Below are 13,281 nucleotides of genomic sequence, written 5' to 3' on the forward strand. Positions count from 1 at the left end.
GAGCTATATTTACATTTATGGAAAAATACGGGTCAAAAGTCGGTCTTATCGAAAGGTTGGAGTGTATCTTCATTTTTTTACATCAAAAATTCTCTCATGCCAAAAAAGATGAAAACGAACTCCCGGAAGTTTGATCAGGCACCAGAATGATACAATCAATTTGTACCTGTTTATTCATTACAGGAGGTGATTGGATGGAATATCGACATCTCGGACGTTCTGGAATTCAGGTGAGTGCTCTTTCGCTGGGTTCATGGGTAACGTTCCATAACCAGATCGGTGTTGATTCGGCGGTAGAAGCCATGTCAGCGGCATATGACGTGGGGGTTAATTTCTTTGATAATGCTGAGAATTATGCGAATGGCATGTCAGAAGAAATTATGGGGTCTGCCTTGAAAAAACTCGGCTGGCGGCGTGGAAGCTACTTGATCTCGACCAAGTTCTTTTTTGGGATTAACGAATCGGTCAATGAAAAGAATACCCTTAACCGAAAATATTTGATTGAAGGGATTAACAATTCCCTGAAACGGCTAGACATGGATTATGTCGATTTCATTTACTGCCATAGACCGGATCCACATACACCGATTGAAGAGACCGTCTGGGCGATGCATAATATCGTGGAATGGGGCAAAGCTTTGTACTGGGGCACGTCTGAATGGTCGGCCGCTGAGATCATGGCTGCCATTGAAATTGCCGAAAAGCATCACCTGCATAAACCTGTCATGGAGCAGACGCAGTACAACCTGCTCAATCGCACCCGCTTTGAAGTGGAATATGCCCGATTGTTTAAAGATTATGGATACGGTGCCACCACCTTCAGCCCATTGGCTTCCGGCTTATTGACGGGGAAGTATAACAATGGCATTCCAGAAGGATCGCGGGGAGATTTGCCTGGTTTTGAATGGCTGCGAAACCGACTGACCAACCAGGATGGTATATCCAAAGTAAAAAAGTTGCAGGTCATTGCCGCTGGTCTTGGGGTGACCATGTCACAAATGGCACTGGCGTGGTGTTTGAAGAATCCCAATGTGAGTACGGTGATCACAGGCGCCAGTCGCGTGGAACAAATCCATGAGAATATGAAAGCGTTATCCGTGGTTCAAAAGCTCACTCCAGATGTTATGAAAAAAATTGAAGAAGCTTTATCGTGAACACGTAAAGAAATATATTCAAACAAATGAGGTTGGTATCTGATGCTGGAATCAAAAGATGGACTGCATGCCCGGAAACGTATCGTCATCGAAGCTGACGGCCCAATTCGAGTGGAAGGCGGTATTCCACTGGTTTACAAAACCCAGGTAGTCTCTGAATATGGGGAGCCGCTGACCTGGAAAACGGGTGAACATCTTGAAACCGGCGATGTGTATTACCTTTGCCGATGCGGACATTCGACGGAATGGCCATTTTGCGATGGATCCACCCATTGCGAGATCGGTTTTGATGGGACTGAAACCGCAGCCACTGATACCTTTGAAGACCGCAAAGAGATTCTTCCCGGCGGCTCAGGGATTGTCGTCAAGCTGGATAATCACCTGTGCATGGAATCGGGGTTTTGCGGCAATCGTCTGACTAATATTAAAGAAATGCTGTTTCGTACAGATGAACCTTCTGTGCGGGCTGAAATAATCGCCATGATCGAACGCTGCCCGGCCGGGGCATATACATATGCCATGAAAGAAAACGAACCAGACATAGAACCTGACCTGCCACAGCAGATTGCAGTGACGATAGATATCAACAGTGATGGACCTGTACGTTCTGCTTTCTGGGTTACCGGAAATATTCCCATCGAGCGGTCAGATGGCAAGCCGTTTGAAATACGTAACCGGGTGACCCTATGCTCTTGCGGTGCTTCCAGAAAAAAACCCTTATGCGATGGTGTTCATCGTTGTTTGGAATCAGCAAAGATAAAATAAAAATAGAGCACTACAAAAGGAGAAATTATTTATTCCAGGCCAGACAAATACGTTCGTATGTCTGGCTGAGCTCTTCGGGGATCACACGCACCATGCCCGTGGTAGTGATGAAATTGGTATCGCCTCCCCATCGGGGGACAATATGGAAATGGACATGACTGGCCACACCGGCTCCGGCTACACTGCCGATGTTGCTTCCTACGTTAAATCCTTCAGGTGTATACACCATTCGAAGAATTTTTAGAGACTTATTCACCAGCACCATTATCTCGGTGAGCGTTTCCGTATCCAGATCTTCCATGGAAGGTTTGTGTTCAATAGGAACAACCATCAGATGGCCGCTGGTGTATGGAAAACGGTTCAAAATGACAAAAGCTCTTTTCCCCCGGTAAGCGATCAGGTTTTCAACCCCATCGGAGCATTCCAACGCATCACAGAAGATGCAGCCACCCTTGTGTTCGTGGTTCATAATATATTTCATTCTCCAGGGAGACCAGATGTGATCCATCGTGTTGATTATTCTAACATAATTAAAACCCTCATTTTTTGATGAAAGGGGGTGACTTTAATCACTTATTTCAAAAAATCAGGGAATGAAATCGACAATGTACTCCAGAAATACTCCATACCCTTCCAATGTACCGGCTACATTCATCATCTCCCGGATACTCGGTCCGCGCGGTTGACCGACCAATCCTTTCAACAGGTTGATTTCGGTGGGAATGCGCGTGTAATAACTGCCCTGCCAAAGCCGCTGCATGATAGGGCTGAAAAACCCGGGACGAGAGAATCCAACATCCTGGGGATTCTGTGAAACCATATATCTCACCGTGACAGCTTTTCCGATACGATCTGCCAGATACGCCCGGGTGCCTTCTTCGGTTGTGACCATACCAGAGGCATAGCCGCTCCATTCACCACCCAGGGCAGCATCGGTAATTCCTAAAGAGACTTCCGGACCAATACCCCCCTGATAGATCAATACCGAACAGTGACCGATCCCTGGACGATCCGAAAGTTTTATCTGGAAGGGATATTCGCCTACCAACAGCATTTTTTGCCAGGTGACGGCATGCGCAAATTCATCGTTGTAATCGGTAGTTGAAGAAGTCAGGCTGGTTTCGCCATAATCTTCCTTAAATTTCTCCCAGGCCGCTTTAAGCGTGGGGAATCCTTCCCGCTGCAGCCAGCCTTCTACAATTTCATTTGCCATTGAAGTATCCAGGCAGGATGTTGGTAGAGTGGACGGGTCTAACGTTGGAAGCGGAGTATCAGTGGGTGTTGGCAGGGGAATAGGGGTGAGTGTGGCTTTAGATTCTGCGAAGGACGGCGCGACAGATGGAATCAGACCTTGCGTTGGAGAGCAGGCAGTCAATAGAACGAGAAAAATCAAAACCGGCTGAATTCTCTTCATGAGATGATTATATCCTGCACAGGATTTCCATATTGAACCATTTATGACTGGATTGGTGCGAATCATATAAATCTGTATAATGGTCATACAAATCCGTTTTGTGGAAAGGTCCATTATGTCACCCGAACAAAAGAAGAGTATTCTTGATCAGGCAATTGATGCGCTGACCGATCGCGATGAAAAAGCTGCCGCAGCTAAAGCAGCCGCTGAGGCACAGGCAAAGGCTGAAGCAGAAGCCCGGGCTAAAGCAGCGGCTGAAGAAAATGCCCGAAACGTGGCAGAAGCCAACCTGAAAGCCCAGAAAGAAGCAGCCGAGAAAGCGGCTGCCGAAGCACAGGCAAAATTGAAGGAGGCCGAACAAAAAGCGGCTGTTGAAGCCAATCAGAAAGCAGTCGAAGCCCGCAACGAACAGATTAAAGCCATGCTGGAAGCCCAGAAGGCAGCTGAAGTTCTCACCACGCATAAAGTGGAAGCCGGTGAAACCTTGAGCGGCATTGCTCTCAAGTATTACAAGAGCTCCACTCGTGAATCTTGGATGAAAATTTACGAAGCCAACAAAGCTATCATCGGTGATAATCCGGGCATGATTAAAGCCGGACAGGAATTGAAAATCCCCAAACCCTGACAGGAATGTATTATGGCAAAAGAGACGAAAGTAAACCTGGCATCACTGTTCGGTAATGTCGCCCAGGAATTGGCGAAAAACCAGAGCCAATTGAACAAAGCTGACACCGAAAACAATGACCACGGCGACAACATGGTGGCGGTATTCAACACTATCACCCAGGCGTTGCAGGAAAAACCAAAAGGAACGCCGACATCTCAACTGGAATATGCCAGTGAACAGGTGAGGCAAAACTGCCAGTCAGGCAGCGGTCAGGTATATGCCGACGGATTGGCACGTGCTGCTGAAATGTTGCAGGGACAATCCATCACCAGCGAGAATGCCATGCAGCTGATCACCGCCCTGATGGGATCAGCTGCCGGAGCCCAATCCACTTCACAGGCATCCGGTGATCCGATGGCCAGTCTGCTGGGCTCATTGCTGGGCGGCGGAACCGCACAGCCGGCACAACCGGCCGCCGGTGCAAATACCCAGGCAGACGCTCTCTCTTCGTTGCTTGGCGGCCTGCTGGGCGGGCAGTCTGCAGCTCAGCCTTCAGGATCGACGGGCACTGCCGGAGGCATTGGCCTTGAACAAATCCTGGCTGCCGGACTTGAATTCATGCAATCTCAGCAGCAAGGGCAAGATACCATGTCATCGCTGTTGGATGCTGTCATCGCCGGTTCACAGGCGGGCAGCGGTTACCGGGCGCAATCCGGAAAACTGGTGGCCGGAACCCTGATGCAGGGTCTGAGTGCTCTATTGACGAAAAAATAAGCGAATGCAAGAATAAAGTCCGGGGCAATCCCCCGGACTTTTCATTTATTTAATGCTCGTGTGGATGAAGTTTTTCTGCTCCGGGCAGTTTCCCGGCGAGCTTCTGGGGACTGTGGATCAACAGTGGGAAATGCTCCGGGCAGATATGGTAGACGTTGTTCTGATGGATCAACTGAATCAGTGGTACTTCATTCTGCCTGACCTGGCAGACCAGGCAAACAGGTTCGGATGGGGTCATAGTTTTTAACCTGATATTAAAGATAAGGTATATCTACTATATCACATAAAACCATACTGTAAAGATGAGAGAGAGAAAGTTTTTCCGAAAGGGCATCACACTGTTATTCCTCCTGTATAATCAGCCGATAATCATGGAACCCTCTCCCCGCACCCAATTTCTGGCCGGTGTACGCGACCTGCTCCCCATTTTGCTCGGAGTATTACCCTTCGGCTTGATCTACGGACTGGCGGCTGTGACGGCCGGGATACCGCCGCTGCAGGCCTTCCTGATGTCTTCCGTCGTCTTTTCTGGCAGCGCGCAGATTGCCGCCACCCAGTTGATCGCCAACGGTGCCCTGACCTCGGTAGTCATCTTTTCCATCGTGGTGGTCAACCTGCGGCATGTGATGTATTCTGCGGCGATCGCTCCCCATTTCAAGAACCTGTCTACCCGCTGGAAAACCTTTCTGGCATACCTGCTGACCGATGAAGCCTTTGCCATGACCGTCACACGCTTCAACCAGAATCCCGACATGCCGCACAAAGGCTGGTATTTCTTCGGCGCCGGAATGGCACTGTGGGTTACCTGGCAGGCATCAACGGCTGTGGGGGTTTTCGCCGGGGGACAGATCCCGGCAAGCTGGTCACTGGATTTCACCATTGCACTCACCTTTCTGGCGCTGTCCGTTCCGTCCATCCGCGATAAGTCCACGGCAACGGCTGCCGTGGTGGGCGGCGTGGCGGCCATATTGCTGCGGGGAATGCCCTTCCAGTTGGGATTGGTCACAGCGGCGCTGCTGGGGATTGCCGCCGGAGTTGGAGTTGACCGATGGGCACATTGAACCTGTGGCTGATTTTGATCATTGGCGGACTGGCCACCTATCTGATGCGCCTGTCGTTCATTTTGATTTTCCAGCATGTGCAGATGCCGCTATCGTGGGTACGTGTTCTGCGGCTAGTACCGCCGGCGGTATTTTCGGCGATCGTCTTCCCGGAATTGCTGGTGAGGGATGGGAGTGTTCAACTTTCACTCTCCAACCTGCGCCTGATCGCCGGTCTGCTGGCGGCGGTGATAGCCCTCAAAACCCGCAATGTGTTCATCACCATCGCTTCCGGTATGGTGATCCTGTGGTTGCTGCAATGGGTAGTACCAATGATTCATTGAGAAGAGGTATGGATATCAATGTTTGTAATTCACAAAAATAAACCATCAGTTGGCATTTTGAATACATGAAAATTTCAATTTTTGAATTTTTGGATAATATGAAGAATTCACCTTAAAGAAAACTTTTTTATAACTAGCCTTATTGGAAAATGAAATGAATTCGCAAATTAAAGTACATAAATATGTATTTTTGTATGTACTGTTTATCCATCAAGTATTGATATCTCAGAGTATTCAGCGGCAAATAATGAAGAATTTTGAGAAATCATATATATGAAAAATAAAAAAATCAATCCCAATATTGACCAACACCAATATAAATAGCTGAACTTAATAGATTTATTTGATAATGCTATCTTTTTTGCTGCACTAACTTGGGAAAATAGTCTATTTATTTCAGAGCGATTTTCCTTCATTCTTAAATGAATAAATTCCGCATCCTCAATAAGGATTAACTTGCCTTTATAGTTCACTTGGTATGAGAATTCAATATCTTGAAAGGCCGATAATTGTTCATTAAAACGGCAATCGATTATGTAGTCTCTTCTCCACCACATGCAACAGCCCCATAAAGCTTGTACTTCTTTTGGATAAATGGAAACATCTGGAAAATTAAAAAAGCCTGATTTCAATTGGTTGGAAGTTCCATCTTTTGTTGATATTGATAATCCAAAGAATTTTCTGTATATATGTAATATGGTTGGAGTTTTTTGGTAATTTACAACTCTTCCTCCAATACCAATTATCGAGTTTGAAGTCGAAAAAATATCTATTATTTTCTTTACATGATCTTTTTGCAGTATGGTGTCATCATCAAGAAATCCAATAATTTCTGCAGTGCTGTTACTCAATCCAAGATTTCTTTGATAGGAAATATTCTCCCTTAATGCCCCAATAAAACGAATTCGCGGATGATATATATTGATATTTGACAGAAACGGATGATTAATTGGGAGAACGACAATGATAGATACTTCTTCAGGTAAGATATTTAATAATCTATTTAAACATGCTTTAATTGTATCTGATGAACGATTTGAACAAATTATGATATCAATTTTCATTATTATCTCAATGATGGAATTTTCTCAAGTTGAATAACAGGATCATCAATAATAATTACCTTCTTTTTACAAAGAGAGGATGAGCAATAGAAACCATATCCTTTTATTCCTTCACCCTTATGTATTTCACCTCTGGCTGCGGTTCCTAAAATAATAAAATGATATTTTGCACCTTCGATAATTGTTGGAGCAAAAAAGGAAAAATCATCGTTTATTACAATGTCTTCAAAAGAAACAACAATTGTTTCATTTTCAAATTCTATAGAGTCCAAAAAATTGAACATTTCTTTGCTAGGTGGAAAGAATAAATCAACCTCAATATTTTTTCTTAATATTGCTTTCAATGGCCAAGTATTTCTATATTTAATATTAAGAAATTTATCTGTGATTAAACTAGCAATTCTTTTTGTATTCTCCAAAGATGTATCGATAACGAGATCAATATCTGTCATAGGTGAATAAATTCTAGGATCGATGAGAAGAGATCCTGTTATTCCAATTTTTTCAGTATTAAGTCTTAACTCATCATGGATTATTCTCATTGTCTGAGAAAAAGATTCATTAGTAAGTAATTTTTTAAAACCATCATAAGGATCGAAAATATTATGAACATATTTCCAATTAATCTTGCATAGATGTCGTCTTAAAAAATGATTTTCTTCAGGTAATTTAAGTATTTTTAAGCAATAGTCGCGTGAGAGTATTGTTGGGCAAATGATCTTTTGATTATTTGAATATATATACCGTAAATCCCACCATGTTTTATCTAATAAATTAATCCTTCTTGGAAAAGGGTAAAAATCATCTTCGGATAATAATTCTAAATAAAGCGGTTTTCCCCAGAAAAACATTTTATTATCTAACATCTTTGGATAAGGAGAAAAGAAAAGACAGTATCGTTTTTGAAAATGACATAATATGTAAGAAAAAGGATTAATTTCAAATTGCTTAACCAATGAATACCTTCCTATGTTCAGTAATTCTCTGAGAAATAAATCTCTTTATTTGAACAACATCGTGGATTTTCGGGCCTTTTTTTTCAGCCCATATAAAACCATCTGGTTCAATTCTGAAATAACCTCGAAGATATTCATTTAAATTAACATTTCTCATTTGTCCAGGTATATGAATTGTGACATTTCCGTTTTCTGATAATTTTTTTGCCAGATCCCTTATATAAATTTGATTCAATACTTGATTATCTAATTCTCTTCCTCTTCCTATTTGGGTGATTGAGCTGAGGCGAATTTTCTTTACACCCATTTGAACTATCTTTTGTAGGAATGTACTAGCTTTTTCTACATCATTATTCAGTAATAAATTACACCCAACATTAATTCCTGTATCGATATATTTATTAATATTCTCTTCAATTAATTCCATGGAATCCTTGCTAAGAGTATTACTCTTATGACTTTTATCATCAAATCCATGGAGTGAGATATCAATCCAATCTACCAGATTTGAACAATCTATGAATTTACTTCCATTTGTTGCCAAGACAATAATTCGTTCTCTCTTTTTTAATTTTTCGAGTAGCCATTTGATTTTCCAAAAATAAGTTGGTTCTCCCCCAGAAATGACAATTCTAGGAATTGTTATTTTTTCACAAAAATTAATTAACGATCCTAGATTGTCTTCGTTTATCCAGCTCCCATTTGTATTTGATTCTGCAAGGCAATATGGGCATGAATAATTACACCAATTTCCGATGCGTAAACAGATAGATAGGATATCGTATTCAGGAATACATAGATTTTTTTCATCTTTCGTATAATAGAAAGTATCCTTTTCAAAAGAGTAATAAATAGGTTCGTCATTCTCAGATGGAAAAAGACTCATCGACAGCATATTCAAAAGAGCTCCTAAGCAGTTCCTGATTCTCGATTTTATATGTTTCGATTAATAGCAATCTATTCTGTCTTGTTGTAATCCAAATTAAAATAAGTATTAATAAATAGGAAAAATAAAAATATAGTGGGGTTGTATTAGAGCCAAACCTAAGGATTTTATATATTCCTAATCTCCAATCACCTGAAACAAAGCCAATAATCATATGAATAAAAAAAGATATAAGCATTGCAGTGATTAGGTTGTACTCTATGTTAAGATGAGTCCAGATTTCATTTCGGAATTCCCTTGATTCTTTTTGTATATCTTCTGTTTTTTTTAATTTTTCCATTCTGGTTCGGAACAAATTTATTTGGCTTTGCAATTCATTGGTTATTATCCGGCTTTTTTCGAAAACATTGTTTTTATCAATTGCATAACTAAAAATACCCAATTTGGGTGAGATTCTGAAGAAGAACATTGGGAAAATATTTATTAAATACCCAAAGGGTAATATCCCACCTATGATCAATGTAGTAATTGTGTCGGAATAAACTGGATTTGTTAAAAAATGCCTTATTCTTTCATAGATTGGTGCACTTAATGATATTGAAAACAGAAGTAAAAACGACCATGAAAGAGAATATTTTGTTAATGTATCTGTTATTGAATTCATTTTCCCTCCTAATACTGAAATTATATAATAATTTCTACTTCTAAAATCTATTACTATATTTATGTAAAGGCATAGAAATCATTTTCTTAATAATTCCTAAATGGTAATACATGAAATTCCGAATGGTCGCAATCCATCTTCAAATGTGATGACTACTTTACCTTTTTTAATGACAAAAAAGGCAGCACAATAAGTGCCCATAGGATCCTTTTTAAATTACTTCTTTATGAAAAATTCACATTTACATTAAGCGATTGATATGTTTACTATTTAATGAACATAAAATCTCGGATAATCCCCAAATGCATATGGTGTTAAAAATGATAGTTAAAAAGTCAAATATAGGGATTTGAAATCCCTGTATTTAATCCAAAAACAGGGAATAACACTCCCTGTTTTTGGATATTGACGAAAATCCGATGCTGGAATTGTCTTCGCATTTTCAATTGTGCTATAATTCACAAAATTCAATTTCCTTCGGGGCAGGGTGCGAGGTAACAACCTCAATTCCCGATCGGTGGTGATAACCCACGAGCGCAGAACACCGCGCGCATGACCTGGTGAAATTCCAGGGTCGACGGTACAGTCCGGATGCAAGAAGGAAACACTGGCAACACAAGTCAGCATTCCGCCAGTCACCCTACCCCGAAAACCATCTCGTTTTTCGGGTTTTTTGTTTTATGGCTGCCATCTATCCATCACCCAAACGATCTCCATCACAGGCGGTACGCACAGCCAAACAGCGCCGCTGGTTTATGCCGGTGTCGCTGCTGGGGGGGCTGCTCCTCTGGCAGATTATTGTGACGGTCTCCGGTCTGCCGGCGTTTATCCTGCCTTCGCCGGTGGAGGTGGCTGTGCGCTTCTGGGATATGCTCACCGGCGGCCGCCTGCTGCTGCATACAGCTGTCACATTGAGTGAACTGCTGCTAGGCCTGCTGGCAGGCGGCGGCGCCGCCACCCTCACCGGGTATGCGCTGGCCAAATCCCCTTCGGCAGAACGGCTGATGTCACCCTACCTGATTGCCAGCCAGGCTGTACCGGTGGCCGCCATCGCCCCACTGCTGGTCATCTGGTTTGGACCGGGCATGGCTTCCAAGGTACTCATTTGCGGGTTGACTGTCTTCTTCCCGGTGCTCATCAATACCATTGTCAGCCTGCGGGGTGTTCCCGAGAACCTGCGGGATGTGATGCGCGCCATGCGCGCCACCCCGCGTCAGACGCTGCTTCTGTTGGAAATCCCTGCCGCACTGCCGGTGTATCTGGCCGGTCTGCGTGTGGGCGCCACCCTGTCAGTCATTGGAGCGGTGGTCGGCGAGCTGGTTGGTTCCAACCAGGGGCTGGGATTTCTCATCAACCTGGGACGCGGTCAGTACGATACCGCCCTGGTATTTGTGGCCGTTTTTGGCCTGGTCACCCTCGCCATCCTGCTATATGGCACTGTCTTGCTTGTGGAAAGACGCTGCCTGGCCTGGCAGTCAGACCCGGATAAAGAAACTTCTCTTCTGTAAAGGTCAATCATTATGAAACACAATTCTCTCAAATTTGGCTTTCTGGCTTTGATCCTGATCTTATCTGCCTGTAGGACTGGCACACAGGCTCCAACCAAACCAACTGCGCTGACTCCCATCAAGCTGCCGGTGGGGTATATCCCCAATATTCAGTTTGCTCCGCTGTACGTGGCCATAGAAAAAGGTTATTTTAAGAATGAGGGGATTGATATCACCCTGGATTACAACATGGAGAACGATTCTGTGGCACTTCTGGGAGCCGGACAATTGCAATTTGCCATTGTTTCCGGCGAGCAGGTCCTACTGGGACGCGGAAAGGGTCTGCCGGTGGTCTACGCGGCGGCCTGGTATAACAATTACCCGGTGGGGGTGATTGTTGATCCGGCGAAAAATGTGACAAAACCGGCCGACCTGAAGGGTTTGACGATCGGTCTTCCCGGACCTTACGGCGCCAACTACATTGGTCTGCGCGCCCTGCTGGCTGCCGGGGGCCTGACCGAGAACGATGTCAAATTGAGTTCGATCGGGTATACCCAGGCGGAAAACTTCATGACAAAAAAGGTGGATGCCGCCTCGATTTATGTGTCGAATGAACCCAATCTGCTGGAAAGCAAGGGGGTTCCTTTCACTTTGCTGAAAGTGTCTGATTACACCAGTCTTGTGGCCAACGGTCTGGCCACCAATGAAACCACCCTGAAAGAGCACCCCGAACTGGTACGCGGGATGATAAGCGGGCTTTTGAAAGGAATTGCCGATGCGGGAGCCAACCCGGAAGAAGCCTATGAAATAAGCAAGAAGTATATTGAAAACCTGGATAAAGCGGATACGACCGTTCAGAAAGCTGTGTTGAAATCGTCCATTGATTTCTGGAAGAGCCTTAAACCCGGATCCACCCAACCGGATGCCTGGGAGAATATGCAGAAACTGCTGTTGGATATGGGAATGCTCGATAAGCCTATCGACCTGACCAAAGCCTACACCAACGATTTCCTGCCGGTGCCAACAAAGTAAACCGTATGTGCCCTGCCACTTTACTGCGTATTAAAAATCTATCGGTCACCTTCCAGGATGGGAACGGCGGACTGGAAGCGCTGGATTCCGTCAACCTCGATCTGCCGGAGTGCCGTTTTGTGGCAGTGCTGGGTCCATCGGGGAGCGGGAAAACAACCCTCCTGCGTATTATTGCCGGTCTGATCCAACCCACATCTGGAAGTCTGCAATTTAACACACCGGAGGGTAATCCGCCGCGTATTGGTCTGGTATTTCAGCAGGCAAATTTGATGCCCTGGCGTACAGCCATCCAGAATATCACCCTGCCGCTCGAAATGCAGGGAATATCTGAAAAGGATGCCTGCGAACGAGCCCGAGGTTTTATCGACCTGGTGGGATTGCGGGGATTTGAAAACAGCTGGCCGCGTAATCTATCTGGCGGTATGGCGCAGCGGGTGGCGCTGGCGCGCGCGTTGATTCAAGAACCTGACCTTCTGCTGCTAGACGAACCCTTCGGGGCGCTGGATGCCCTTACCCGCGAACACATGGGCGCCGAGTTGCTGCGCATCTGGCAGGCACGCGAGACCACGGTGATGATGGTCACACATTCCATTTCGGAAGCCCTTCTGTTGGCTGACCGGGTGGTGGTTCTATCCGCTCGTCCGGGTCGGTTGGTACGCGAATTGGACGTTCCCTTCCCGCGCCCGCGAACGGACGAGATCCGTTATTCACCAGAATTTGTGGCGCTCTCGCATGATTTACGGGCCAGTATTAAAGAAGAACCCGAACCCATACCGGTTGCCCGGAAACCGAAAAAATAACGCCGAAATTTTTACCTGTGCCGGGCTGAATCAGGCGGAATGAAACGCATCTATTATTAATGATCAAATCTCCGCCTGCTTCAACCGGAGGCCTGGATTGGTCAGGTGTGCAGTAGATGCAACCGGAGCCGGGGGGACTATGTTTGGATTAGGCATATTTTATTTAAACACACCTGTGCAGGGTTGAAGCAGGCGGTATGAAACGGAACTGAAATCAATTTACCACTCTCCGCCTGCTTCAACCGGCGACCCGGTCAGGTACGCGCGCGGTAGATGCAAGCGGAGCCGGGGGTG

At 44.8% G+C, this 13,281-nt stretch carries 16 protein-coding genes and 1 riboswitch; of the genes, 9 read left to right on the plus strand and 7 right to left on the minus strand.

Features of this window, described 5'->3' with window-relative positions:
* Positions 1-194: 194 nt before the first annotated feature.
* Positions 195-1,154 carry a potassium channel beta subunit family protein gene (locus tag LTAR_RS09040; protein WP_062421879.1) on the plus strand — a complete coding sequence of 320 codons (960 nt, stop codon included), beginning with the start codon at positions 195-197 and terminating at the stop codon, positions 1,152-1,154.
* A gap of 42 nt (positions 1,155-1,196) precedes the next feature.
* Positions 1,197-1,919: a CDGSH iron-sulfur domain-containing protein gene (locus tag LTAR_RS09045; protein WP_062421881.1), complete on the plus strand. Its 723-nt coding sequence runs from the start codon at positions 1,197-1,199 to the stop codon at positions 1,917-1,919.
* Between the two features lie 25 nt (positions 1,920-1,944).
* Here LTAR_RS09045 and LTAR_RS09050 read toward each other — a convergent pair whose 3' ends face one another.
* Together LTAR_RS09050 and LTAR_RS09055 are read right to left on the minus strand one after the other, a co-directional pair.
* Positions 1,945-2,388, minus strand: coding sequence for an HIT family protein (locus LTAR_RS09050; RefSeq protein ID WP_201775971.1), 444 nt, complete (start codon positions 2,386-2,388; stop codon positions 1,945-1,947).
* Between the two features lie 117 nt (positions 2,389-2,505).
* Positions 2,506-3,333, minus strand: a complete 828-nt coding sequence (locus LTAR_RS09055; RefSeq protein ID WP_139044474.1) for a hypothetical protein — start codon at positions 3,331-3,333, stop codon at positions 2,506-2,508.
* Positions 3,334-3,448: 115 nt separating this feature from the next.
* Here LTAR_RS09055 and LTAR_RS17515 point away from each other — a divergent pair, with 115 nt between their 5' ends.
* Positions 3,449-3,958 carry a LysM peptidoglycan-binding domain-containing protein gene (locus tag LTAR_RS17515; RefSeq protein ID WP_062421885.1) on the plus strand — a complete coding sequence of 170 codons (510 nt, stop codon included), beginning with the start codon at positions 3,449-3,451 and terminating at the stop codon, positions 3,956-3,958.
* 12 nt (positions 3,959-3,970) lie between these two features.
* Entirely contained in the window at positions 3,971-4,714 is a 744-nt protein-coding gene (locus LTAR_RS09065) for a DAK2 domain-containing protein (protein WP_062421887.1), read from the plus strand.
* Positions 4,715-4,763: 49 nt separating this feature from the next.
* Here LTAR_RS09065 and LTAR_RS17025 read toward each other — a convergent pair whose 3' ends face one another.
* A complete protein-coding gene (locus tag LTAR_RS17025) occupies positions 4,764-4,952 on the minus strand; it encodes a hypothetical protein (RefSeq protein ID WP_139044476.1) in 189 nt (62 codons plus the stop codon).
* A 133-nt stretch (positions 4,953-5,085) separates the two neighbouring features.
* On the opposite strand from LTAR_RS17025, the gene LTAR_RS09075 reads away from it, so the two are divergent.
* Together LTAR_RS09075 and LTAR_RS09080 are read left to right on the plus strand one after the other, a co-directional pair.
* Entirely contained in the window at positions 5,086-5,775 is a 690-nt protein-coding gene (locus tag LTAR_RS09075; RefSeq protein WP_062421890.1) for an AzlC family ABC transporter permease, read from the plus strand.
* Positions 5,763-6,098: an AzlD domain-containing protein gene (locus tag LTAR_RS09080; RefSeq protein WP_062421891.1), complete on the plus strand. Its 336-nt coding sequence runs from the start codon at positions 5,763-5,765 to the stop codon at positions 6,096-6,098. The genes LTAR_RS09075 and LTAR_RS09080 overlap by 13 nt, the downstream gene beginning before the upstream one ends.
* Positions 6,099-6,301: 203 nt before the next feature.
* Here LTAR_RS09080 and LTAR_RS09085 read toward each other — a convergent pair whose 3' ends face one another.
* Genes LTAR_RS09085 through LTAR_RS09100 form a run of 4 tightly spaced genes read right to left on the minus strand, consistent with a single transcriptional unit; the run spans position 6,302 to position 9,668 of the window.
* Entirely contained in the window at positions 6,302-7,162 is an 861-nt protein-coding gene (locus LTAR_RS09085; RefSeq protein WP_062421893.1) for a glycosyltransferase, read from the minus strand.
* Positions 7,163-7,164: 2 nt separating this feature from the next.
* A complete protein-coding gene (locus tag LTAR_RS09090; RefSeq protein WP_062421895.1) occupies positions 7,165-8,118 on the minus strand; it encodes a hypothetical protein in 954 nt (317 codons plus the stop codon).
* Positions 8,111-9,013: a radical SAM protein gene (locus tag LTAR_RS09095; RefSeq protein WP_081419910.1), complete on the minus strand. Its 903-nt coding sequence runs from the start codon at positions 9,011-9,013 to the stop codon at positions 8,111-8,113. Before LTAR_RS09095 ends, LTAR_RS09090 begins: the two co-directional genes overlap by 8 nt.
* The gene (locus LTAR_RS09100; protein ID WP_062421899.1) at positions 8,985-9,668 is read right to left on the minus strand and encodes a hypothetical protein; all 684 of its coding nucleotides are present in this window, start codon (positions 9,666-9,668) and stop codon (positions 8,985-8,987) included. Before LTAR_RS09100 ends, LTAR_RS09095 begins: the two co-directional genes overlap by 29 nt.
* Positions 9,669-10,137: 469 nt before the next feature.
* Positions 10,138-10,275: riboswitch (FMN riboswitch) on the plus strand.
* 73 nt (positions 10,276-10,348) lie between these two features.
* Here LTAR_RS09100 and LTAR_RS09105 point away from each other — a divergent pair.
* From LTAR_RS09105 to LTAR_RS09115, 3 genes are read left to right on the plus strand one after another with little or no spacing between them, the layout of a single operon-like run.
* Positions 10,349-11,176, plus strand: coding sequence for an ABC transporter permease (locus LTAR_RS09105; protein ID WP_062421900.1), 828 nt, complete (start codon positions 10,349-10,351; stop codon positions 11,174-11,176).
* Positions 11,177-11,188: 12 nt separating this feature from the next.
* Entirely contained in the window at positions 11,189-12,187 is a 999-nt protein-coding gene (locus tag LTAR_RS09110) for an ABC transporter substrate-binding protein (RefSeq protein WP_062421902.1), read from the plus strand.
* A 5-nt stretch (positions 12,188-12,192) separates the two neighbouring features.
* On the plus strand, positions 12,193-12,987 hold the full coding sequence (locus LTAR_RS09115; protein ID WP_062421904.1) for an ABC transporter ATP-binding protein: 795 nt from the start codon (positions 12,193-12,195) through the stop codon (positions 12,985-12,987).
* Positions 12,988-13,281: the final 294 nt, after the last annotated feature.

Origin of the sequence: Leptolinea tardivitalis (assembly GCF_001050275.1) — a bacterium.
GTDB classification, from domain to species: Bacteria; Chloroflexota; Anaerolineae; order Anaerolineales; family Anaerolineaceae; genus Leptolinea; species Leptolinea tardivitalis.